The following is a 23,287-nucleotide window of genomic DNA, read 5'->3' as shown; positions in this document are numbered from 1 at the left end:
ATCGAGCGGCTGCTAAGGAAAACGGTAATTTATTCCCAACCTTGGGATGGGCGCCGAAGTCACATCTGCTGGGGCACCCAGGCCACCTGGACGAGATCTCGGCGAGAAGACATGGGCTCCACAAAGATTCCACGGCCCGGCGGCTGCTTGGTGGGTCGCACATCGCCGATCAGGATGCCGTCGAGCTTCGAACCGTCCATGATCAGACCCGAGGAATTGAGGTTCTTCATCTGACCGATCACGTTGTCGTACAACGCCGTGTCCGCTTGGGCGATATTGCGCGCCGCGACGACGTGCAAGCCGGTGTCGCGACCGTCGACGATGATGTCCTTCAACGGTTCCAGCGGATTCATCCCGCCACGCTGCACCACCATGTGGTAGTCGTCGATCACGACGAATACCTCGGGCCCGGACCACCAGGAGCGCTCCGCGAGCTGCCTGGTCGTCACGTTGTCCGGTGGGCGCCGCGAGCGCATCTTCTCCACCAGCGCCGGCAGCGCCTCGCGCACATCCCGCTCGCTGGTCACATGCCCGATGAGCATCTCCTGCGGCACCGTCTCCAAATGCCTGCGCCGATAGTCGATCAGCAACACGCGCGCCTGTGACGGGTCGTACTGGCGTTTGATGGATTCCAGCAGCGCGGCCAGGGTGGTCGATTTCCCCGATCCGGTCGAGCCGAGCACGATGAAATGGGTCGACACACCGAAATCGATCGTCGCCGGGCTCAGATCGGATTCCCGGACGCCGAACGGTACGACAAGACGCTGCGCGAGCGTTTGCGGCACCGGCCATCCGGCCCGCACCTCATCGATGCCCACCTGTGGCGGCAGCAATTTCACCTGCGGCGCACGCCTTCCCGGGTAGCGCTGCGTGATCTCGGCGGCCGCGGCGGCGAGGCCTTCGGCGGCCGAATTCGGATCGCCCACACCATCGATGCGAGGCAACGCCGTGAGCATGTGCAGACCGTCGGTCGAGATGCAGCGGCCCGGTCGATTGGCGGGGATCGCCGCGACGACATTGCGGTGGGTGTTGAAGGTCGTATCGGCCAGGTCACCCAGCCGCATCTCGACGCGTGTCTGCATCAGGTCCTTGATCGCGGGACGAATCGCGATCCAGCGCGAACTGCTGACCACCAGGTGGATGCCGTAGTTCAAGCCCTGCAGGGCGATGGACTCCATCACCGGGGTGTATTCGTCGTAGTACGGGCCGTTCGTACCGAATCCGACATCCCATCCATCGATGACCAGGAAGACGTCACCGTAGGGATCGCGGTCGTGCCACGGCGGCCTGCCCCCGCCGTCCCGCAGCGTGCGGAACTTTCGGATCGAATCGATACCGAACTCGGTGAACATCGACTGCCTGCTCTCGAGCAGGTTCGTCACCAACGCGATCGTGCGGCGGATGCGATCGCCGTCCCTGGCCGCGGCGACCGATCCCACGTGCGGAAGGTTCGTCAGCGCCGCCAAGCCGCCACCGGAGAAGTCCAGGCAGTAGAACTGCACCTGTTCCGGGGTGTGGGTCAGCGCGGCGGACATGATGAACGTCTGCAGCGCGGTCGATTTGCCCGCCTGCGTGCCGCCGACGATGGCCATGTGCCCACCCGCGCCCGACATGTCGACCCACCAGACGTCCTGACGCTGCTGCCGAGGCTTGTCGACCAGCGCCAACGGCATCTGCAAGACGCCTTGCGGCACGGCGCGGATCATCCGATCGAGAGTCGGCGGCGTGCCCAACGGCGGCAGCCACATCTTGTGCGCGGGCTGGCCGTGCCGAGCCAACTGCTGCAACACCGCTTCCATCACCGTGATCGACTCGCCGTCGGCCGTTTCCGGCGCATCTTGGACCACCACCGGCTCGACCACCGCGGGCCTGGTGTCGGCGATATGGCCGGCGATGAAGCGCTGCGGCGGCCGGTACCCGCCACCGGGCCGTCGCGCGCGCTGCGCGGAGGACGCGGACACCTGCGCGGGGGCCGAGTACTTCTCGCCCACGTACGCGGCCTGGAAACGCTGGAGGTCACCCGAGCCGACCCGCAGATACCCCGAACCGGGCTTCTTCGGCAGGTGGTAGGCATCCGCGGTGCCGATCGCGTCGCGCGAGTCGCTGGTCTGGTTGGTACGCAACGCCACTCGGTAGGAAAGGTGGGCTTCCAACTCGCCCATCCGGTTGGCGGGCACCTTCTGTGACGCGAGCAGCAGGTGGATGCGCAATGATCGGCCGAGCCTGCCGATGGCCACGAAGAGTTTCGAGAAGTTCGGATGCTGCTCGAGCAGCTCGGCGAACTCGTCGAGAATGATCAGCAGCGTCGGCAGCGGTCGCAGGTCCGCGCCCTGCTCCCGGGCACGTTCGTAATCGGCGACGCTGGCGAAATTGCCCGCGTCACGCAGAATCCGCTGCCGACGCGCCATTTCACCGTTGATGACGTCTTCCATACGGGTGACGAGGTCGGCTTCTTCCTCCATGTTCGTCACGATGGCCGTCACATGCGACAGTCGGTCGAAACCGAGGAAGGTCGCGCCACCTTTGAAGTCGACGAGCAGCAGGTTCAGGACATCCGGCGAATGTGTCGCCACCGCCGAGAGCACCAGAGTGCGCAGGAATTCCGACTTACCCGATCCGGTCGCGCCGATGCACATGCCGTGCGGGCCCATGCCTTCCTCGGCCGATTCCTTGATGTCGAGATAGACGACACCACCGGCCGGGTCATGGCCGAACGGAATGTTCAGCCGTGCCCGGTCCTGATCGCGACGCCGGATCCACGCTTGCTCGACCCGGATGACGCCCGGGTCGTCGATGCCGACCATCTCCTCCCAGGATGTACCACCGCTGGCCTGCTCGGCGGCCACCGCCTCCACCACCGTGGACAGCCGGTACGGCGAAAGGTTGCGCGCCATGGCCGTGATCGCCGCCGTGGACAGCGAATCGGCCACACCCACGCGACGCAGCCCGCGCGGGGTCACCTCGTTCAGCGACCGGTCCTCGGTGACGGTGAAGCGCAACGCCCTCGGCAGATTCTGCTCCGCGGGACCCAACCGCAGCCAGGTGCAGCCGTCGATGCCGGAGATGTCGCGGTCGCTGGCAGGGCCCTCGACGTCCACGATGAGCAGGAAGTGGGTGCGATCCAGGGTGGGCTGCGAATTCGCCGAGAACGGACCGCGGTTGAGTCCGGCGAGCACCTTGGTGCGCAACTCGGCCACGGTGCGGTAGACCATGCGGCTCGAGCCGATCGCGTCGTTGTCGCTCGGATGCTGTGCGTGCGGCAGCCACTTCAGCCAGGACCACTCCGGCGCGTCCGGATCGGACAGCACCGCGGCGACCGCCACCTGGTCCGGCCCGTGCAGCACCGCCACCTCGCCGATCATCGCGCGGACCAACCCGGCCACGAGCTCCGGATCGCCGTCGATGCCGACTTGCGGCGCCGACAGCAGATTGATCGCGACCGGCATGCCGCCGACCGTGGAATAGGCCTTGGCGAATCGAGTCAGCTCGACGACGCCGACCGGGTCCAGATCCGACGTGGGCGCGGCTTCCGGGACGATCACGCGCACTTGGTTGGCGATGCGTCCGCGGCCCACCCGCACGCGCAGGAACTGCGGACTGGCGACCTGCACCTCCCACATCCGCTTGCCCCCGATCAGCCGGGCGATCTCATCGGGACCCGGATGGGTGTAGCGCAGGTAGGCGTGGAGTTCGGCTTCCGCCGCGTGCACCGTCTTGCGGTTGTCGGTGATGCTGCGCAGGTAGTCCTTGCGTTCCTCGTTCAGGCTCGCCGCGCCGCCGGAGTTGCCCCCGAGCGCGCCGCCCATCATGCCGAACATCGACACCAGCATCATGGCCGGGAACATCAGCATCATCGGGTTCACGGCTCCGCCCCCGCGGAACATCATGACCATCATCCCGCACATGGCCGCCACCATGACCACGGGCATGATCATCCGCAGTCGCGACGGCGGAACCGGCTTGGGCAGCTCGGTCGGCGGTTGCAGCCGCAACTCGGTCACGGCGGGCGCTTTGGGACCGCGCACCATGCGGGCGGGCCGGACGAATCGGCGAGTGCTGGTCACTGCGTACCCCCGAGCCCGGCGACGACATTGTTGTTCGGGATTCCGTCGTGTTGGATGCGAGCTTCCTTCTGGGATAGAGCGGGACCAACCGCGAACAGCGAGATGATGCTCCACGGCGCGGGGACCGGAGCTCGTAGCGCGAGCGCGAGCAAGGTGGGGTCGGTGCCGCCGGCGCTGTTCGGTTCGGTGATGATGCCGTAGCGCACCCCGCTGTCGGAGACCCAGTAGAGCGATTCACGCAGTGGCGATCCCGGTTCGGTACCGGTCACCTGTACGAATCGCCCGGTGTCCCTCGGCAGGTACGCCGCATCCGCGGTGGTGCCGCGCGAAGCGGAGGATGTCACCAGGTCGACCGCGCGGCCCTGCTCGTCCTGCGTGAGCGGCAACTGCCTGCCCACCAGTAGTTCGGTGATCGCGTTCGGATCGCTCCCGGAGCGCGACCAGTGCAGGCACGTGACGCCGGAACGTTCCGGGTCGACCAGGCGAACGGGACGGGTCGGGTAGGTCGCGGTGCCCGGCCACTGTCCAGGGCGCAGATTCGCCGCGATCACGTTGGGTCCCACGGTGCGAGTGGTCACCGAGCCTTGGGCGTCCGCATTGCGGACCATCGCCGCCAGCACCGAACTGACCCGCACCAGCCCGGACTGGGAGACGAGGTAGTACGAGACGCCTTGATCCGGTGTCGACACGGTGAGCACCGACCCGACCGGCGTGGTGAATCCGTTGTTGAGCGAGATGGTCTCGCCCTTGCCCGGCACGTCGGGGACCCGCAGCGGCGGTGCTTCGGGAATCGCGTTGACCAAGCCCTTGGAGGCCGCCATCACCGGAGCGGTCGAGTCGATGCCGAGCGCCATGGCCACCGCGGTGTTCGCGAGGTCGATCGCGGCGCGCACCACGCCTTTCTCGGCATCCGCGTACACCAGCCAGGTCGTGGTGTCGTCGCGCAGCAGGCGGGCCTCGCCGTCACCCAGCGGGCGGTTGGCGTCGCCGTCGATGGCGAGCGGGCCGCCGATCGCCGTCGTTCGCACCGCGGACCGGCTGACGGTCGGCAGGCCGGTCGCCGGGTTCACCGGCGCGGCCGCACCGGTGCGCGTCGTATCGCACACCGTCCACGAGGAATCCTTCTCGTTGCTGTCGACGATGCTGCCGGGTGCACCGGGAATGCCGACCCATGGTCCACGCGGGTATTTCGACAACTCGTCCCGGGACACCTGCACCGGATTGTCGGGAGAGCCGACGATCAGCCGGGCCGAGGTGAGATTGAGCGCCGGGAACAGCCGGTTGTTGACGCGTACGAACAGCGCCCCGGTGTCCTTCTCGGCGACGATCTTGGAGTCCCCCACCTTTTTGGCGGGCTTGAAGAACGCCAGCACGGCGCTGCCTGCGATGAGCACGCACGCGAGCGCGATGCCGATGGTCAGCGCGGTCGAGCGGCCGCGCTGCGGGTCATCGATCATCGACGCGTCGCGACGGACCAGCGCGTGCTCGATCCGGCGCAGCAGGAAACGCCAGCCGGAAATCTGGTGTTTGGTCACAACCCGGAAGCGCGCCACCGGTTCTCGTTCCTTCCGCCGCCCTCACCAAACCGTAACCAGCGGTCACAGCATGAATACGACCGCTATACCCAGCATTGGGGATAGCGGATCAGCGGACGCCTCACACCCGCGTGCTCGGCGCCAAGCCCTCCAGCGCCGCGGTGACGTCGAACGCGTCGATCGTCATGAGCTCCTCGTCGGTCATCGCGGCGATATCGGCGTTCTCTCTGGTGAAGCGATAATCACGCTCGGCTTCGGCGGCCTCGACCACATTGCGCACGAAACGGCCGTTACCGGCCAGATCGATCAGCCGCCTGCCGTTCTTGGTCTGTCCCGCCAGCTCCTCACACCTCAGGCGCAGCACCTCGCGAGCCTGCTCGGACAGGATCGAATCCTTCTTCCGCGCGATGTGTTCGGCGATCTGCACCAGTTCGTCGGCGTCGTAACTGGCGAAGCGGATCCGCTTGGTGAAACGAGAGGCAAGGCCGTCGTTCGAGGCCAGGAACCGGTCGATCTGGTCCTCGTAGCCCGCGATGATCACGACGAGCTTGTCGCGATCGTTCTCCATGCGAGCCAGCAGCGTGTCGACCGCCTCCTTGCCGAACGCGTCCCCGCCGGAAAGACCTTCCTGGATAAGGGTGTACGCCTCGTCGATGAACAGTACCCCGCCGAGCGCCGAGTCGATCAGCGCGTTGGTCTTGGGTGCCGTGTGGCCCAGGTGGGTGCCGACCATGTCGTTGCGGGAGACCTCGATGACCTCGGCGTTCTCCACGACACCCAGGCCGGCGAAGATCTTGGCGATCACCCGGGCGATGGTCGTCTTACCGGTACCGGGCGGGCCGGAGAAGATCAGGTGCTGCGACTTCGAATCCACGGCGAGTCCACGCTTGGCGCGCACCTGATCCATCAGCACGCCGGACTTGAGCCGGTCGACCTGCTCCTTGACCGAATCCATGCCGATCTGCGCTTGCAGCAGGTCGGAGGCCTCCGCGAGGAGACTCTCCCGTTCCGCGCGCGCTGCGCTGGCGGCCGCTTCGCGCGGGTCGTCGCCCGTCTTGGGATCCCACCTGTTCGTCCTGGACGCGATGAGTTCCGCGGTGGCGACCTCGAATCGGTACGACTTGTCGCGCACCGCGCGCTGCCATTCCTCGCGGTCCGGCCAGAGGGCCGAGCCCTGCAGCCCTTTGAGGACCTTGTCGGCGGCGTCGTGATCGCCGTTGTGCCGCATCAGCATGCCGAGCAGGAAGTGCGCGTCGGCCCAGATGTAGGACAGGCTACCGGAGGAGCTGTCCTCCACGATTCGCTGCGCGCGCGGCATGGCTTCACCGAAGCGGCCCAGGTGCGCCAGCGACTGCGCGGTCATCAGCTCGGCGGCGATGTCCAGCAGGCCGTCCTCCAGCACCGGCCGCGCGTTGCGCAACGTGAGCACCTCCGGCCACTGCTTCGTCCGGAAGTACAGCGACATGCGCACGAAGTCGGACACGTCGTCGCGCGGGACCTCGTCGAGGATCGCCGCGGCTTCCTGCCATTCACCGCCTTCGGCATACGAGCACGCCTGCGCGATGGCGATCTGATCGCGATCGGCCATCGCGACGCGCAGGCCGTACATGCCGATCTCGACCTGGCACCACAGGGCGCGATCGACCAGACCCGCCCGCTGCTGGTCGCGGTAGAGGTTGTGCACCGAGCGGTAGGCCCCGTAGATCACCTCCGAGGTGACCTCCCCGGCCATGGCACGCCCGAGCCAGGCATCGCACATGTCCGGGTCGAGATCGGTAGCGGCCCGAAACGCCGCCGCCGCGTGCTGGTCGTTGCGCACGCCACCCGCGACCAACCCAAGATTCTGAACACCCGTGTAGAACGCGTCCTCGGCCGCTGACACTCGGACTTCCCTTCCGCCGATCAAGCCTGCTCGAACGATAGATTCCGGGGATCACGCCCAGGACTCGGTTTCTTCCCAACATTGGGAAGTCGAGACGGAGACGACGCCGCTTCCGCGACATGCCAATTTTGAACGTGCCGTCAGTTAACGGTATGTTTACCTCGGGGTCGGCAATCATCCGCCTGCAGATGGCCCCTTCGGCGGCGGCTGGCCAGCCGCGATCCGGTCCACCCAGCCGCCGCGCAGCAGGTCGCACGCTTGATTCGAAATTCTTGCCGCTATTTAGGTGCACACTATTGAACGTTCCGACAGAAGAGGGTACTGTCTGAACACAGATCGTCAGTCCCTCATCCTGACGATCTGAACCCAAAAGCAACGGCCGGTGGCACCGGCAGGCCACCGGCCGTTGCGAGGGGAACGACACCCTGTGCGGTAGCGCGGTTCGTCTACGTCTACCATTCCCGCCACCTCCACTCAGCAACCCATTCCCGCGCCTGGGAATGGGTTTTCTTGTCGGAAGCCTGTATTCGCCCGATCGCCCCGTCAGGCGCGCGAAGGCGGCGAGTCCGTGCGATCGGATGCCGGAGCCGTCGCCCGCGCCGGCGCGGGCGCGGGCATCGCGTCGGCGAGGTCGGCGCTGTTCGCTTCGGAGCCCTTCTCCCGGACCAACCGCAGTGGCGGCCGCGTGGCCGGAGCGTGCACCACGGCCGGGACATCCCGGGTACGACGGGTTTTGGTCCACGGAGTGACCGCGGGCTTGCGCACTTTGGGCGTGGCCTTCGCCGGACGTTCGGATTTCGGCGGCGCGGGGTCCGGCGCGCCCGGCCCCGGCACGGCTCGGCCCCAAGGCGTGGACGCCGCACCTGGACTCTGCCGTGCGAGGGGCGCAGCTCCCAGCGAATCACCCGAGACGGAGCCCGCGACTGCGTTCTCTGCGAGCACATGGTCGGCGGGTCCGCCCGCTTCGGTGGCCCAGCCGGACCGGCCATCGTCGGGCTCGACCGCCGGTCGCCCCCCGACCTCGGGCGCCGCTTCGCGGGCAGCCACCGGCCCGGCATCCGCTCCCGCCTGCGCGGATATCGCGGAAGGGCTTTCGACTCCTGCCGGTCGGTCCGCCGCGTCCATGCCCACACCGCTCGGTGCGGCCCCCACTGGCGCAGTCTTGTTCGCGAACTCCCGGGCCGACTCGAAAGGTTCCGACCCAGTCGGCGAGAAAGATCGCTCGCCGGTCGGGATCGGCGTCTCTGTGCCACCTTGGGATACGTTTCGATCGACCGGCCGTTCCGCGGCGCCGATCGCCTCCGAGGCGTCGCGCGGCGCGACGGGGACGCGCGCGTCGTCTCCGAGTCCGTGGAGACCGGTGGTCGCCGCCGATACGTTCTGGCCGAAGCGCGACTGCGGCTGTTCGCCGTGCTGGAACGGGATTCCCCGCTCCGTCGCGGCGGGACCACGCCGAGCGCCCGCATCCCCCTCGGTGGGCTGCGCCGCGTCGTCGAACGGTGTCGATGTCGTGAAATCGAGTGTGGAGACGTTCTCGGCGAATGTCGCCGCGTGCCGCATGATGTCGTCGGCGTGATCGTCGAGCACCTTTGCGAAGTGCTGCACCGCGTCGGGATCGATGCGCAGCGGCGCCGGTCTGCCCGACGACGGGACGTCGAGCGCGTCGCGGGTCGCGTCGTAGACGATCCCCTTGACCATGTCGTCGATGGCCTGTTCGAGCGGTTCGATCGCCTTGCCGATGACTTCGGCGACGATATAGCCGATCAGGTACTGCGCCATCTGCTCACACAGCTTGCGCGCCGCCGCGGCGATCAGCGGCGCGGAAGGCGCCAGCGGCGGCGTGATCATCATCGAGGCATAGGTGGCGGCCAGGGCGGCGAGTTCGGCCAGCACGGCGATCTTCACCGCGGTGATCACCGTCGCCGCGACCTCGAGGGCCTGACCGACGATCTTGCACGCGCTGTCGAGTTGCCGCATGTGAGACGCGCTCATGCCCGCCCAGGTGGCGACAAGTTGCTGATACGACTCACCCGAGTAGAAGGCGCCCATCTGATCGATCACGCCGGTCGCCGAGTCGTGCGTGTCCCGCACCTGGGCAGCGAAGGTGCGCACATGCCCGGCGAGGGCCCGGACGTCGTCCTCGTTGATATCCGGGTAGGGGATGCCGCAGATGTTCAGGAACAGCGCGACCTCGCTGGGGATGTTTATGGCCACGCGATCCTCCCCATGGTCACCGCGTCACAGCACCCGCACGACGACGGAGTTGCTGTCCATGCGTGACCACTTCACCGTCGAGCCCGTGTAGGGCGCCTCGATGACCATGCCGTTGCCCGCGGCCAGCTGCACGTGCTCCGGGCCTCGCGTGCTGAAGGAGGAGCCGGGAAACACCAGGTCACCCGGACGCACATCCTCGGGGTGCACCCGGACCCCGCTGTAGATCTGCTCGTAGGTGGTACGGGGCAGCACGACTTCGCCGTTGCTCGCCTGGGCGATGGCGTATTGCGTGAGACCCGAGCAGTCGAATCCACCGCCGCTCGGACCGCCCGCGCCGCCACCGCCCCACACGTAAGGGGTGCCGAGCCAGCTGCTGGCGGCCAGCACCGCGTTTCCGCCTCTGGTTCCGTCCGAGCGGACTGTGCTCTTGCGGCGCAGCCGGGACGAGGAACTGGACCTCGAGCGCGTCCGGCGCCGCCTGCGCGGCGCCGGACCGTGCCTGGTCGGCCGGGTCGCCGGCGTGGCGGGCGGCATGATCTGCGCGGCCTGCTGCCGTGCGGCGGCGACATCGGCGTCGACCTGCTTGGTGGCATTCGAGATGGTGGTCTGTGCGGCATCCAGCAGCGCGGGCCCGCTGAAGCGAGTGTCGCCCACCGAAGCGATGGCCTGTATCCGGCTCTGGAAATCCGCGATGTGGTTGTTCAGGCGGCCGCGACCGTTGACCGTTCCGTCACCGGACTCGCCCACGGCTTTGCCGACGATGCTGTCCTTGCTCGCATGGGATTCCGCGATCGACATCTGCATGCCGTGCGCCTCGCCGTACCGCAGCGCCACCGCTCCGGACTGGGGACGCAGATCGGCGGCGAGAGCTTGGGTCGTGGTCGCCGCCTGGCCGGCGGGCTGGCCGTCGCCGTACAGCGCAAGCAGCGATCGGAGCACTCCGTCCAGGTCGTTCGTCAGTGCCGGTGCCATTCGACCGACTCGCCATCGCTCATCACCGACCGCCTCTCACACTCTCCAGCTATTGTGTCGCCCGAACCGAATCGGTCGTATTCCCATTCGTGGGTGGGTAATCGAACTATGCGCCACTTCCCATAATCGGGAAGCCGAGACAATGGGTGTGACTTCTGGAAGGCGGTGGCGACGGTATGGCGACAACGGCGGCGGAGACCAAAGCCAAAAAAGCATCGGCGCTCGCGTCCACCCCTCTGGCCAGCGTGGCCTCCGAGGTCAAACATTTTTGGTTGGTCGACCTGCATTGCCCGCCCGGGGCCTCGGAAGGGCTGCGCGCCTACATCGCGATGGCGGACACCGCCATTCAAACCGCCGTAGACCTGCTCGGGCGCGGCATGACCACTCCCCCGCCGAAAGTCGCCGACCTGCTCGAGCCCGCCTTCTACAAGGCGCTCGGCAAAGGGGAAGCGGACGACGAGTACCGCAAGACGATCGACAAGGTAGAGGCCAGGCAACTGCAATTGCTGCAGATGGACGACAAGGTCGTCAAGACCTCCGTCACTGTGGCCGCCGAGCAAGTGCAGGCGCTGCGGTCCATCAAAACCATCGTGGCCGACCTCAACACCAAGCTGAAGGCCGCGGGAACCGCCAAACTGAAGCCCGCCCAAGAGCTTCCGTTGCTCAAGGCGGTCGCCGCCGCCGTGGAGGCGGTGTACGACAAGGTCACCGCGATCGCCGACCTCAACGAGGATATGGCCAACGGCAGCGGCAACGGCAACTCGAAAGGCGGCGGCCAGAACAGCGGTGGCGGCACGGCCGGTGGTACCAGCGGCGGCGGTGACGGTGGCCTCTCCTCGCTGCTGCCGATGCTCGCGATGCTGCCGATGGCAGCTATGCCGCTGGTCTCCCAGATACCTGAGATGCTGCACAAGGCCGAAGAGGACAAGGCGAAGAAGGCCGAGGAGAACCAGAACAACGGCGCGCCGGGTAAGCCGGGGCAGGCGCCGCCGCCCGGCAATCAAGGCCAGCCCGCGGCCGCGCCGCCGCAGGGCGATCCGAATGCCCAACCCGCCGCCGCGCAGCCGGAAACCGCACAGCCCGGCGGCATCACCGCGGCGCCTGCTGCCGATACCGCGCCGCCCGCCGAGCAGGATGGAGCTCCTGCCGCTACCCCGTCACCCAGCGTGATCCCGGCTCGGCGGACCAGAGACGGGTCCGCGCCCGCCCGGACGGGCAGCGAGACCGCCCAGGACGCGGAGGCCGAGGGCGAACCGACTCCGGAAGAAAGTCCCGTCATCGAGGCGTAGCCGCGTCGAGCCGCCTTTCGGAAGGCGTTCGAACATCTCGAGTCCGTCGGCGGGTTCGGCATGCGCCGGTTCCGGCTCCCGTGTTCGCGGCGTGCATTGATCACCCAGTCGGCTTTCCTGTGGCCCACACAGCGCCTCGGGCTGGTTGACCGCAGTGCGGCGGTCGTACTACACCGCGAGAAGCGGGATTCCGGTTCCGGACGGCTACTGGCAGTGCCGCCTGCGTACGAGAGCGCACATCGTGTGCACGGTCACCGATGCCGATTCGGCAGCGCGGATGGTGGCGATCCGCACGGGCGTCACCACGTTGCCATCCGGCTGCCGGTATGGCCGGACTCCACGGAAGGACCCTCAGCGACAGACGTACCGACGCCCGGCTCGTGGCGCGGCGGGATCGCACCCACCACGCCACGCCCGGACCAATGAATCGACCTACGCTCGCGGAGCTTTCACGACTGCTCCGGAGGCGCCACCGGCGGCGGGGTCGAAGGCGCGGCCACGACGGTTGGCGGCGGCCCTCCGGCGACCGCGGGTGCGGTGACCGCCGGTGCGGTGACCGAAGGAACCACTGTGGGCGGGGCGACACGCTCGGGCTGCACGGCGGTGGAGACCGGCGCCGGTGTCGAGACGAACTGTGGATGCAGCGTGACCTGTTCGTGGGCGTAGACGGCGTCGCGCAGGGTCTGTCTGCTCGTCTCGTCCGCCAGCAGCAGCACCAATTCGTTGCAGCGCCGCTCGAAAACCATGCTGCGCAGCGGGGATGCCCCGGCGTCCAGCCGAAGCTGCCCGATCTCCACCCGGCCCACGTCGACCCGCTGCCCCAGCATCGAGGCCGCCAGCAGATCGTCGGCATCCCGCAGTTCGTCCCACAGCTCGCGCGGCACCGGCCTCCCGGCTTGCAGCTCGGCGAGAATTCGCTCCCGAACCCGGCGCGAAGTCGCGGCTTCCACGGGCGCCGGTCCGGAGCGTCCGACCTGCCCGTGGGCGTCGGCCGCCAGTTCCACGCACCGCGATCGCACCTGCGCATCGGGCACCGACGAGACTTGTTCCAGGCCGGAGATCGAACCGGCGAGGCCGAGGCGGTCGGCCGTATCCGGGGTGAACTCGCGCAAGTCGACGTCATAGGACGGAGCGACGAGCCCCTCCATCGCCGCTTCACCGAAGCGGTTGCGCAACCCCGGATCGATCGGACCGGAGGACACGAGGGCGGACAGACTCGCGTTCGCCTTCGCACCCCAGGCCAACCCAAACTCCGCCAGGACCCGGGCCGGATCGGTGACTCCTTCCCACGGCGATCCGGCGCCGTCGTCGGCGGCGAGCAACTCGTCCCAGTTCCACGGCGTGGAAACCTCACGCGGCAGGAACAATCCGGCGGGCAACCACCCACGTCCTTCGTTCGACGTGATGAAGACACCCGTTCCACCGGGACCCCGCATCACCGAGACGGCCCAGGCCATGCCCACCGGGGAGTCCACCGCGGCGAGCACGCTGCCGAGCAGCGTCCTGGCCAGCACGAGATCGTCGTTCACCTGGCTGCCAACCACGTACGCGGGTTCGGCCTCCTTGTCCTTCGCCGAGGCGACGGCGGCCGCGAACGGGCTCCCCACCTGCACCGGCATGGGCGGCAGATCGGACCGGCCCGTCGCGCCGGTGGGCGGTTGCGTAGCGCCTCGATCGTCCGGGGCTCCGTTGAGCGGGCCGACCCCGGCGGGCGGCATGCCCGCGGTCGAGGGCGCTGTCACGCCGGTGCTCGACGGGCCACCGGGTGTAGTCGTTCCCGTCGCGTTCGGCGTGCCGGTGCCGTTGGCGCTCACCGGGTCCGTCGACGCGGCGGTCGCGCCGGGCACGCCCGCTCCGGCCGGGGACGCCTCGCCGGGTTTGCCCTGCGAAGTGCCGAGCGGGTCGGTCTGAGTGCCGTCGGGGGCGGCCGAATCCCGACCGGCGGAACCGGGACCGGCCGTCACGGGGTCGGCATCGGGCGATGCACCGGGCGTCGACAGGGACGGCGTCGTGGGGCGGTCCGTACCGAACGGAGCGGCGGAGCTTCCCGGCACCGGGGACGGCTGATCGGTGAGGCCGGCCACCTGCCGGATGTGCTGGGCGAACTCGTCGTCGGATTGCTCGTAGGCGTCCGCGGACGCACGCAACGAGGCGGCGGTGCGATCGTGTTCGCTGGCCAGCGCCTCGCCCGCACGCTGCCGTGCGTCGTAGTATCGCTCCAGCGCTTCATAGACCGGGTAGGCGATCTTGCCATAGGTGGGCAGGAAGCTCGCGAGCCAATCCACCGGCGGCTTGGCCCATTCCCTGGTATCGGCGGCCACCCGACTGTGTTGGTCGGCCAGCTGACGCAAAACCGCAGGGTCGATTTCCATGCTGTTCGGCATGCTCGATCAGATCCTTTCCCACCACACGTCCCCCTATTGTCGATCCTTCCCATGAGTGGGGAGTACGCAGCCGTAACTCGTTCCGGCACTTGCGCAGCGGCGTTGGGCGGCAACGCTTTTCGACGATCGAAGGTATCCAGCTACTGATCAGCGGCCTGGCCCCGCGGTGATGGTCGGGCGGCGAGGCGCAGCCGCGGCGGGCGCGGGAGCCGGTGCAATGAAGGCCGGATGACCCACGATCTGCGTGTGCGCGTATATCGCGTCGCGCAGAACCTGTCGTGTCGCCGCCTCCGCCAGCAGCAGCACGAGTTCGTCGCAACGCCGTTCGAAGACCATGGCCCGCAGGGCGCTCATCTCCGACGCGTATCGGCCGTCGGCTCGGTCGGCGCGCAACTCACCCAACGCGACCCGCGAGACATCGGCGCGCCGCGACAACATCGTCGCCGTGAGCAGATCGTCGGCATCCCGGAGCTCCTCCCACCACTCCTGCCGCACTTCGCGGCGCTGCCGCAGCGCGCCGAGGATCCGTTCGCGTGCCGCGGGCGCTCCCAGCGCGGCCGGGGAACCCAGGCCGGCGCTGTAGACCCGAACGTGTGCGTCGGAGGCCAACTCCCAGCAGCGCAGCCCGATCTCCGACTCCGGCGTGGCCGCGGCGCGCTGCACCAGCGCCGGGGCCGCGACGAGTTCGAGGCGGTCGACCAGACTGGGCCGCGGCGCGCTGAAGTCCATCGCCGACGAGGCGGCCACTTCCCCTTCGATCGGCACCTCGCCCAACTGCCGTCGCAGTTCGGCGTCGACCTCTTCGGAGGAGACGACGGCGGTCAACCGCGCACCGGACTTGCGCCCCCAGGCGATCCCGAACTCCGCCAGCACGCGCGCGGGATCCGCGACGCCCTCCCACGCGCTCTCGGCCACCTCCCACACCCACGGCGTGGACATCTCACGCGGCAGGTACAGCCCGGCGGGTATCCAGCCGCGCCCCTCGTTCGAGGTGACGAACGCGGTGATCCCGCTCTGGTGGCGCATCACCGAAACCGCCCACCCGAGTCCGAGGACCGCCTCGCCGCCCGCGGCAAGGACGCCCGCGAGCAGTGTGCGGGCCAGCACCAGGTCTCCGTCCACTCGTGCGCCCAGGACGAACGCGGGGGCCGCCGCCGAGGTCATGGCAGCGCCGACGACATTGCGCATCGAATCGTCGCTGTCGTCCGCCTCGTCCTTGTCCGCGTCCGCGCGCTGCTCGGTCCGCTCGGGCGGCTGTGTCTTCCCCACCGCGCCCGCACCGGGGGGCGGTCCCGCGCTCACCGCCGTGACCTTGGGCGCGGCGGCCGGTCCGCGCGATTCGCCGGGTGGAGCCGTGGTCTGCTTCGCCTGCACTTGCGGCGGACCCGAGCCGGCCTGTGCCGCTGGAGCGGAGACCGCCGGTCCGGACGGGCCGCTGGAGACTGCCGAGGCGGCCGGTGCCGATGCTGCCAGGGAACCCGGCGTCACCACGGGTGGCGGAAGGACCAATGGCGGCGCCACCGCCGCCGCCGGGCCGCCCGCGGACACAGCGACATCGCCGGTCTGGTCGGGTGCGGCGGCGTCGTGCGTTTCCGCCGCCGAAACGGTGGTGGAGCGGTCGTGGGTCCCGGATTCGGCCTCGTCGACCGAGACATCCGAACCCCTTCCGTGCGGATCGTGCGCGTCCGAGCCGGGCGCATCGTGGTCGCCGCCGTCCGCCAGCACTTCCCGATCCGAAGTCATGGGCTCGGTGTCCGTGAGCTGTCCGCGAGGCGGGCCGCCCGCGGCGGTCAGGCCGGGTCCGCCGTCGGATGCCCCGCCGGGCGTATGACCGACGGGGACGGCCGTCGTTCCCCCGGGCGGATACTGGCCGGGCACCGGGTCCGTGACCGGAGATTCGGTCGAAGTGTCCTGGGTGGTGCGAGGATCCGGCTGCCTGCCGACCTCGTCTCCGGGCGCCGACGGGTCCACGGTAGCCACGACCGGCTGCTCATCCGCGTTCTCCGGGAACACCACAACGGGCGTATCGTCCTTCGGCCGATCGGTCCGGGGGGATCCGTTGTGCCGTGGATCGCCGGAGTGGTCGGTCGCGGGCCGGTGCTGTCCCCGGTCGCCTGCACGGTGGTCGCCGCCGCTGTGGTCGTCCGCGTTGCGATGGCCCGGGTCCCAGGGGCCCGGCTGCCCCAGCGCGTCGGCGATCAAGCCCAAACTGGGCAGCCCCTGGGGGCTGATCGAGCTGAGCGCCGCCCGGACGACATCCTCCACGTCTTCCCGTGCGGCGGCAATCATTCCGGGAATCCGGCTACGGATGGCCTGGGCGTCGGATTCGTCGTCTTCCGCCGCGGCCGCGCGCTTGGTCGCGTTGACCCTCGCCGTGGCCTCCTCGACGATGTCGAGGATCTTGTTGCGGGTCCGATACACCAGGTCGGAGAAGTCCCGGAAGGTGTCCGCCGCGGCCTCCAGCGCGTCGGCGAACGCCTGCGGGTTCATCCGCTGGCGCGCCATGTCGTCCTTGACCGGTTGCAGACCGGCACTGGAGCGGACCCGTTCGTCGAAGTCACGCCGTCTGCGGTCGGCGTCGAGCAGGTCCAACGCCCCCGCGCCGTCCCGCGCGAGGCGTTCCAGCGCACTCCAGTCCCCCGGCGAGATCGCCGGCCAGTTGTCGCCGACGATGGCGTCCCAGTACGGACTGTCGCGCTCCGGTTCCATCAGCGAGTCAGACGAACTCGGTACGGCTGCGCACCGCGGCGGCGCCCGCGCGATCGGCGTCACCATGGGTGTACGACACTTGGGCGGTGACCGCTGTCGTCGCGTCCACACGACGGCCGTTGGCGCGCACCGCACGCTCGAACGTGGTCTTGATCCACTGTGTGTGCGCAACCAGTCGCCGATCGATCTCCGATTCGGGACGCCTCGGCGCGACGAAACCACTACTGATCTGCTGAACTTGGCCGCCGACCGTGGTGATCGCGGTGTGGAACTTCTGCGCGGCGGCGACGACCTCGTGCGGATCGTCGGTATCGAATTTGTCGGTCATGTCGCTGTCCTGTCTCGCCGTTGCGGCGGTCGGCACTCAGGTGTCGCGTCGGAACTCGGCTTCCTCCATAGCGCGATAAGACGCCTCGGTCGGAAGGTCGAACGAATCGATCGTGTAGGAGCGGGTGCCCTTGTACTCCATCTCCGCCCGCAGCCCGACGCGCGACTTCGCGTGCGCCAGCCGCGCCAGCTTGACGATCTGCGAGGCCAACCACTCGTCGCCGTTCTCGCGGGCGTCATCGGTGATGTATAAGCCGATGATCTCGCCGTCCCGGTCGCATCCGACGCCGACGGTGTGGTCGGGGTTGAACACCTCGTAGGTCATCTTCCGCCAGTCCGGTGCGGCGGCTTCCCGCTCGTCGAGATCATCGACATCGTCGACGTCGTAATCGTCCATGTGGATCGAATGTATGTCGGTCATCGGCTGCTCTCCGAGAATCGTTCACCGGGCTGCGGATTGATCAAGTAGTCGGCGTCGTCGGTCATCGACTCCAGGCGCGCGGCCAGCGCGGACCAGGCGGCGTCCTCGATGCGCATGACTTGGCGCATCTGCCAGAACCGGGCCCCGAGATACAACTCGCCGGTGCCGTCCGGGGCCACGTCGAGATGGTCGGGACCTTCGGTGGCCGGGTTCAACGTCACCGCCGTCACCGGCGGACGGGTGTCGTCGACGTTCACCAGCGTCGCGCCGCCGCCGGGAATGAAACTCTGCCGCAGCCTGGCACTGCTGCCGATCGCGACGTCGGCGCTGTTGGTGGTGACGGTGACCTCCGGATTCAACAGCAGTTGCAGGACCCACGATCGGGCCGTCTGCTCGGGACGGTCGGCGTTGATCGCGATCGTCAAGGTCGCGGCCAGGTCGATCACCAGGACCGCGTCGGTAGTTGTGACACCGGCGACCACCAGACGGCGGGCCGTTCCCGTCGGATACGGCAGGTCGTCGGCAGCCAGGGACACCACGTCCGCGCCGACACCGCCACCTGTGGCGGGATGCGCGGAGACGGTTCCGGTGGCGACATCGATCGTGTAGGCGACGATTAGGTCCGAGATGCCGTCCGCTACCCCGGCGAGCCGGACCAGCCCCTCGTCGTGCAGCCACCGCACCGTATCCGCGACGGTGACCTCTGGTGCGGGTTCGGTCATCAGGCCTGCCCGGAAGCGGTGGTGACCGGCTCGTCTGCGTCGATGGGGCGCTCCATCACGCTCTGGTACTGCCGCGCCGCGTCGGCGGTGCTCTCCCGGATCGCGGCCATGATCTCGGTGACCAGTTCGGGGCAGGTGAGCCGGTCGGCCGTGCCCGGCGCGAGGTAGAGATCGGTCAGCCTGCCCATCGCGTCGACCTCCGGGATGACCGCGCCGCCGGGCGAGGGCCTGCGGGCGCGAATGTTGTCGATCTTCTCCCGCATCTCGGCGATCCGGTGCCGCAGATCCCGGGCGGCGTCCAAGGCCGCCTGCACGTCCGGGTGGATGGAACTCACGACGCCACCTCGCTGCGCTCACTCATGCGTTACCTCCGGGTTGGGAAGGGGTTTGGTTGCTCGGCGCCGGCGTCGGCGGAGTCACGGTCGGGGCAATGGTCGGCCGTTCCCCGATCACCGCTTCGGTGTGCGGTGTGTCGTCCACGTACATCAAGCGGTCGGGGTGCCACGCCACGACGCGGTTTCGGTCGTTGTTGCCACCCGAGTTGCCCATGCCGGGCGCCATCGGCATGTACGGCATCATCGGCGATCCACCGCGCGCGGCGGCAGCGGTGGCCGCCGACGACGTACCGAGAGGTTCGATCACCGGTGTGCGCGGCATGCCCGAACCCAGGCTGGCCGCGGCGGCCACCGGCAAGGCGCTCGCCGTAACGGTTTCCGCTTCGACATCCGGGATGCCGAGGCCGGGACTGCCGACGGGCATCCCGCTCGGGCTGCCCGTACCGAGCCCGCTGGGGATGCCGAGGTCGTCGTAACCGTAGTCGTCGAGGCCGTAGTCGTCGTAGGCGTCCGAGGTATCCGACTGTCCGAGTTGACTCAACGGCGTGCCGGCCGAGGCCATCGCGCTCATCAGGGCGGGCAGCATCTGGGTCAACGCGCTGCTGTCGCTGCTGCCGCTGCCCTTTCCGGCGCTTTCGCTGGTTCCCTCGCTCGCGCCCACCTTCGAGCCGACCTCGGTGGAGTAGCCGGTGATCGTCTCCGCCGAACGCGCGTTCTGCTCGTTGAACTTCGCCAGGGCGGCCTGGATGCCGAGCTCGTTCTTGGAGCGCATCGCCGCGATGAGCTCCTTGCGCGCGGCGATGATCTCCTCCGGCGTGGGGTGTTTGGCTTTCGCGGTCCGGAACGCGTCGCTGTAGGTGTCGATTCCGTCGGCCAGCATCCCGAGGCCGAGGCCGAGCTGGTCCAGCCACCCCCGGCGCTGGCCGAGCTCCGCGGCGGCCGCGGAGCCGACCGGTTCCCAGTTCTGCATCGACTTCGCCGCCGAGGTCACGCCCTCGATCGCCGCGAGATGCGGACCGCCGGCGAATTTACGCAGCGCGTCCGCGAATCCCTTCGCCGCACCGGGCCCGGGGCCCGAGTGCAACTGCTGAGCGAAAGTCAACGGGTCGACCGCTCCGCCCGCGGCGGGGAACCGCAGACCCGGCGGGCGCCGTTGGCCGATCTCCTGTACTTCGCCGACCGGATTGGCGAGCAACTCACCGCCGCTGCCGTTGATCCTGCGAGCGCCGTCGTCGTCGGCCGCGGTGTAATCGGCGGCGGCCGCGCCGATGTTGTACGCGGTCCGCTGGATATCGGTGAGGACACCCGCCATTCCGTTGAACAACGAGGCGGCCTGCGCGTTGAGTTGCGGTACCGCCGCGGCGGAAATCGGGTCAGCGCCCGCGGGCACGACCCACCCCCCGGGCATCGCCGCACCGGTATCGCGCGCCATCGCGGCGAGTTTCGACGCCGCAGCGACAAGTTCCTGCGGATCCACCTTCAGCGCCATCGCGACCTCCTCTCCTCATCTGCCGCACTGCTCGCGCGATCAGCCCGCGGGTGCCGCGGCAACCGGCATTGCCGCGGCCGCGGACTGATCGGCCGAGCCCGGCGTACCCGAGGGCGCGCCCCCGTCCGCCGGCGCGGTCACTTCGATGCCGCTCGGATGCGCGAAGCCCTCGAAAGTGTTCGTTTCCGAGGCGATCTCGGGCATCTTCGGGTCGAAAGGCTTCAGCTCGCCCTTGACGATGACCTCCAATGTGCCACCTTGATCGGCGGGGAACACAACGAGGACCGCGGTCGAGTTCGTCCATGTGGCGACGTCGCCGGTCATCAGCTCGAAGTCACCCACACGTTTGCCGATCTGCTTCTTGTCCGACCACTTCGCCGGCGTCTTCTCGTATGCCTTCTGCGCGGAGGTGTCCGCGTGGTTGCCGAACGCCGCGTCGAGGACCTGGGCGACCATAGCGGACACCTTCTGCGTACGTCCGTCGGGGAAGGTGTAGGTCACGCTGCCGTCCGCATCCGGAGTTCGTCCGGGCGCGACCGTCGGCTGGGTGGATGTCGTGCCGGTGGGCGCCCCGCTGTGCTGCGTCGCCGGGGCCGTCGTGGACGGCTGCGCGACCGCGGGCTGGGCCGTGACCGGCGGTGCGACCGGCGGCGGAGCCACCGCATCGAGCTCGTCGTCGTAGCGGCTCGGATCCAGATCCCTGCGACGGCTGTTCAAGTCCTGGTCGGCCATGTTCCGCATCATCGCCTGCTGCATCATCATCGGCAGCATGGAACTCATCAGGTCCATGCCGGAGCCCATCGGCGAACTGACGGGGGTCTGCGGCACACTCGGCGTGGTGGGTGTCGTCACGCCCGGCGTAGTGGTCCCGGTCGGGTCCAGGCTGCTCGGCGTCTGACCGGTCGAGCCGGGGCTGCCGGGGGTGTCCAGATCGGGCAACGTCGTGCTGGGAGTGGTCGGGTCGTCGAGGCCGTCCAGGCCGGGGGGAAAGGTACTGTTGTCCACGGCCGGGGGGATCGTCGGGTCGTTGACACCGGGGGTCGTCGGCCAGTTCGATGTGTCGACGGGAGGCGGAGTGCCTGCCGGGTTGTTCGCCGCCGCCTCCAGCTTCTTTATCTGATCTTGCAGTTCCTTGATCATCTTGGTCTGATCATCGATGTCCTTGGCCACGCCGCTCTGCCCCTGCCTGACGGTATCGATCTCGGTGGCAAGGGAATCGTTGGCGGCCGTCACCCAGGTCAAGATATAACTGTCGATTTGTATGCCCTGGGGTGGCGTGGTAGGCGCCATCGCCACGACCTTCTCGTCGATTACCTTGTTGGTCGCTTGCTGCCCCGCCTCGGACCATTTTCCGGATTCGCGTATCGAGTTCACCAATTCGGTGACGTTGCCGTTCAGGTCGCTGTACGACCGCTTCAGTTGCACCGCCACTTCCGCGTAGTTCGTAAAACTGCCGATATTCGCAGGGGCGACCTGTGGCACATCCGGAGCTTTGGGTGGATCACTCTTCGAATCTTTTCCGAGGCTCTTCCAGATCCCGTCGAAGTTTTGATACAGGCTCTTGAAGCAGGAATCGGTGAAGACCGAGAAGACCCATTCGGCCGGATAATTGCCCTCCTGGATCTTCTTCCGGTCGGGCATCAACATCGGGTGCATGTCCGTCATGGAACCGCCCCTCAGCTAGTGCTGAATGTCGTTGACGCATTGAGTGGCTTGGTCGGCAGCGTCGCCGGATATGACTGCCCTTGTCCCGGAGCCGAGCCCGGCCCCCCTTGATGCCCGACGCCCGAAATCCCGGCAGTCACGCTGGCGCCGGTCAACCAACCGCGGGCCGCATTCAAGGACACGCCTCGTCCAGTCCACGCGGCTCCGATATTCGCAGCCGGGTTACGGATGGCAGGGTTGAATGCGCCTGTAGCCGCCCGTGCGAGCAGATTTCGTCCCCCCGCGTTCGCCATGGCCCGCATGGCCCCACCGGCCCCGCCTCCGAGCAATGACAAGGCGCCGGTTTCGACGCCGTTATCCAAGGACTCGCCCCAGCTTTTGTGTTCGACAGTCTTGTCCCAGAGCGTCTCGGCGACGAAGCCGCTCAGAGCACTGGCCGCCGCAACGCCGATCGCCGTGCCGACACCCGGGATGACCGACCCGAGCGCACCACCGGCAAAGGTGATACCAGTGGTGACCGCGAACTTACCGATAGACGACCATGAAACGCCGAAGGGCATGGGATCACCTCGAGATGCTAGGCGGAGCGCCGGTGCACGGCGGCTTGCTGGTCTTCACGTGCGTCCATCGCGGCCGACCCGACCTGGGTCAGAGGCTCGCAAGGCTCGTGCCTCACCACGGCAAAGTCCGCCTTTCGATCGAACTCCCCATCGTCGACCGGAGCGGCGTACGCGGTGATCGACCATGAGTGAGACCTACTTTCGACGTCTTCATTGTCGAGGCTTCCCAACTACGGGAAGCAGCGCGCTGGCAGAACCGGGAGGCCGGTCCGAATCCGTCTACACTGACATGCGCGAATTGTCCAGGCTGCCAGATGAGTTCACAGCGACTTGTGAGGATGGGTTGGATGAACGTCTGCGACCCACCGCTCGAACCTATCGTTCGGGCATCCTCCACCTGCCGATGGCACCGACAACCGGGGGACGATCATGACCTCTGCTGAAATCTGGCCCGCCGGGGTCGAGGTGGCAGCGCAAGAGCCGGAGACGGCGGAAGATCAGCAGACCGGCCCGGCGACGCCATGGTCGAGTCGGCCGGATCAGCAGCGGTCACGGCCGGGCACGGCCGTACCGGGACAACCGAGCGTTTTTCCTCCGCCGGGGCAAGCTGGCGCTCCGGCACCCGGCCGATCCGCTAGCGCCGGACAACCGAATGTGTCCAACTCGCCGGGTGTTTCGGGTCCGTCTGTGCCGGGTGGGTTGGGTGTGCCTGGTCAGGC

At 68.2% G+C, this 23,287-nt stretch carries 15 protein-coding genes; 1 reads left to right on the top strand and 14 read right to left on the bottom strand.

Going from position 1 to position 23,287, the window contains the following annotated elements; all coding sequences use genetic code 11:
• Positions 1 to 59: 59 nt before the first annotated feature.
• The 5 genes from eccCa to ACL03I_RS19325 all read right to left on the bottom strand — a co-directional run bounded on the left by eccCa (position 60) and on the right by ACL03I_RS19325 (position 10,667).
• Positions 60 to 4,064, bottom strand: coding sequence for a type VII secretion protein EccCa (eccCa, locus tag ACL03I_RS19345; RefSeq protein ID WP_355072185.1), 4,005 nt, complete (start codon positions 4,062 to 4,064; stop codon positions 60 to 62).
• Positions 4,061 to 5,617 (bottom strand): type VII secretion protein EccB, encoded by a 1,557-nt coding sequence (gene eccB, locus ACL03I_RS19340; protein WP_355072183.1) that lies wholly within the window; start codon positions 5,615 to 5,617, stop codon positions 4,061 to 4,063. Before eccB ends, eccCa begins: the two co-directional genes overlap by 4 nt.
• A 103-nt stretch (positions 5,618 to 5,720) precedes the next feature.
• On the bottom strand, positions 5,721 to 7,481 hold the full coding sequence (gene eccA / locus ACL03I_RS19335; protein WP_355072181.1) for a type VII secretion AAA-ATPase EccA: 1,761 nt from the start codon (positions 7,479 to 7,481) through the stop codon (positions 5,721 to 5,723).
• Between the two features lie 543 nt (positions 7,482 to 8,024).
• Entirely contained in the window at positions 8,025 to 9,695 is a 1,671-nt protein-coding gene (locus ACL03I_RS19330) for a WXG100-like domain-containing protein (RefSeq protein WP_412806614.1), read from the bottom strand.
• A 24-nt stretch (positions 9,696 to 9,719) separates the two neighbouring features.
• Positions 9,720 to 10,667, bottom strand: coding sequence for a C40 family peptidase (locus ACL03I_RS19325; RefSeq protein ID WP_412806613.1), 948 nt, complete (start codon positions 10,665 to 10,667; stop codon positions 9,720 to 9,722).
• Between the two features lie 176 nt (positions 10,668 to 10,843).
• On the opposite strand from ACL03I_RS19325, the gene ACL03I_RS19320 reads away from it, so the two are divergent.
• Entirely contained in the window at positions 10,844 to 11,956 is a 1,113-nt protein-coding gene (locus tag ACL03I_RS19320) for a hypothetical protein (RefSeq protein ID WP_412806612.1), read from the top strand.
• Between the two features lie 449 nt (positions 11,957 to 12,405).
• Here the strand turns inward: ACL03I_RS19320 and ACL03I_RS19315 are convergent, their stop codons facing one another.
• The 9 genes from ACL03I_RS19315 to ACL03I_RS19275 form a co-directional block, all read right to left on the bottom strand.
• Positions 12,406 to 14,340 carry a type VII secretion target gene (locus tag ACL03I_RS19315; RefSeq protein ID WP_412806611.1) on the bottom strand — a complete coding sequence of 645 codons (1,935 nt, stop codon included), beginning with the start codon at positions 14,338 to 14,340 and terminating at the stop codon, positions 12,406 to 12,408.
• A 147-nt stretch (positions 14,341 to 14,487) separates the two neighbouring features.
• A complete protein-coding gene (locus tag ACL03I_RS19310) occupies positions 14,488 to 17,049 on the bottom strand; it encodes a hypothetical protein (protein ID WP_412806610.1) in 2,562 nt (853 codons plus the stop codon).
• A 7-nt stretch (positions 17,050 to 17,056) separates the two neighbouring features.
• Complete coding sequence (locus ACL03I_RS19305) at positions 17,057 to 17,377, bottom strand: hypothetical protein (protein ID WP_355072169.1); 321 nt, start codon at positions 17,375 to 17,377, stop codon at positions 17,057 to 17,059.
• Between the two features lie 36 nt (positions 17,378 to 17,413).
• Complete coding sequence (locus tag ACL03I_RS19300; protein WP_355072167.1) at positions 17,414 to 17,797, bottom strand: hypothetical protein; 384 nt, start codon at positions 17,795 to 17,797, stop codon at positions 17,414 to 17,416.
• Positions 17,794 to 18,519 carry a hypothetical protein gene (locus ACL03I_RS19295; RefSeq protein ID WP_355072165.1) on the bottom strand — a complete coding sequence of 242 codons (726 nt, stop codon included), beginning with the start codon at positions 18,517 to 18,519 and terminating at the stop codon, positions 17,794 to 17,796. The genes ACL03I_RS19300 and ACL03I_RS19295 overlap by 4 nt, the downstream gene beginning before the upstream one ends.
• On the bottom strand, positions 18,519 to 18,854 hold the full coding sequence (locus ACL03I_RS19290; protein WP_355072163.1) for a YbaB/EbfC family nucleoid-associated protein: 336 nt from the start codon (positions 18,852 to 18,854) through the stop codon (positions 18,519 to 18,521). Before ACL03I_RS19290 ends, ACL03I_RS19295 begins: the two co-directional genes overlap by 1 nt.
• A gap of 22 nt (positions 18,855 to 18,876) precedes the next feature.
• On the bottom strand, positions 18,877 to 20,343 hold the full coding sequence (locus ACL03I_RS19285) for a PPE domain-containing protein (protein ID WP_412806609.1): 1,467 nt from the start codon (positions 20,341 to 20,343) through the stop codon (positions 18,877 to 18,879).
• 39 nt (positions 20,344 to 20,382) lie between these two features.
• Positions 20,383 to 22,008, bottom strand: a complete 1,626-nt coding sequence (locus ACL03I_RS19280) for a hypothetical protein (protein ID WP_412806608.1) — start codon at positions 22,006 to 22,008, stop codon at positions 20,383 to 20,385.
• Between the two features lie 11 nt (positions 22,009 to 22,019).
• Entirely contained in the window at positions 22,020 to 22,568 is a 549-nt protein-coding gene (locus tag ACL03I_RS19275) for a hypothetical protein (protein ID WP_412806607.1), read from the bottom strand.
• Between the last annotated feature and the right edge of the window lie 719 nt (positions 22,569 to 23,287).

Origin of the sequence: Nocardia sichangensis, assembly GCF_047200615.1 — a bacterium.
Lineage (GTDB): Bacteria > Actinomycetota > Actinomycetes > Mycobacteriales > Mycobacteriaceae > Nocardia > Nocardia sichangensis.
The sequence above is the reverse complement of the archived record's forward strand: the minus strand, read 5'-3'. Positions and strand labels throughout refer to the sequence as shown.

Bases quoted from the DNA above. Each gene is read 5' to 3' on its own strand.
- ACL03I_RS19325 (WP_412806613.1), bottom strand. From the start codon at position 10,667: ATGGCACCGGCACTGACGAACGACCTGGACGGAGTGCTCCGATCGCTG.
- ACL03I_RS19320 (WP_412806612.1), top strand. From the start codon at position 10,844: ATGGCGACAACGGCGGCGGAGACCAAAGCCAAAAAAGCATCGGCGCTC.
- ACL03I_RS19315 (WP_412806611.1), bottom strand. From the start codon at position 14,340: ATGCCGAACAGCATGGAAATCGACCCTGCGGTTTTGCGTCAGCTGGCC.
- ACL03I_RS19310 (WP_412806610.1), bottom strand. From the start codon at position 17,049: ATGGAACCGGAGCGCGACAGTCCGTACTGGGACGCCATCGTCGGCGAC.
- ACL03I_RS19305 (WP_355072169.1), bottom strand. From the start codon at position 17,377: ATGACCGACAAATTCGATACCGACGATCCGCACGAGGTCGTCGCCGCC.
- ACL03I_RS19300 (WP_355072167.1), bottom strand. From the start codon at position 17,797: ATGACCGACATACATTCGATCCACATGGACGATTACGACGTCGACGAT.
- ACL03I_RS19295 (WP_355072165.1), bottom strand. From the start codon at position 18,519: ATGACCGAACCCGCACCAGAGGTCACCGTCGCGGATACGGTGCGGTGG.
- ACL03I_RS19285 (WP_412806609.1), bottom strand. From the start codon at position 20,343: ATGGCGCTGAAGGTGGATCCGCAGGAACTTGTCGCTGCGGCGTCGAAA.
- ACL03I_RS19280 (WP_412806608.1), bottom strand. From the start codon at position 22,008: ATGACGGACATGCACCCGATGTTGATGCCCGACCGGAAGAAGATCCAG.
- ACL03I_RS19275 (WP_412806607.1), bottom strand. From the start codon at position 22,568: ATGCCCTTCGGCGTTTCATGGTCGTCTATCGGTAAGTTCGCGGTCACC.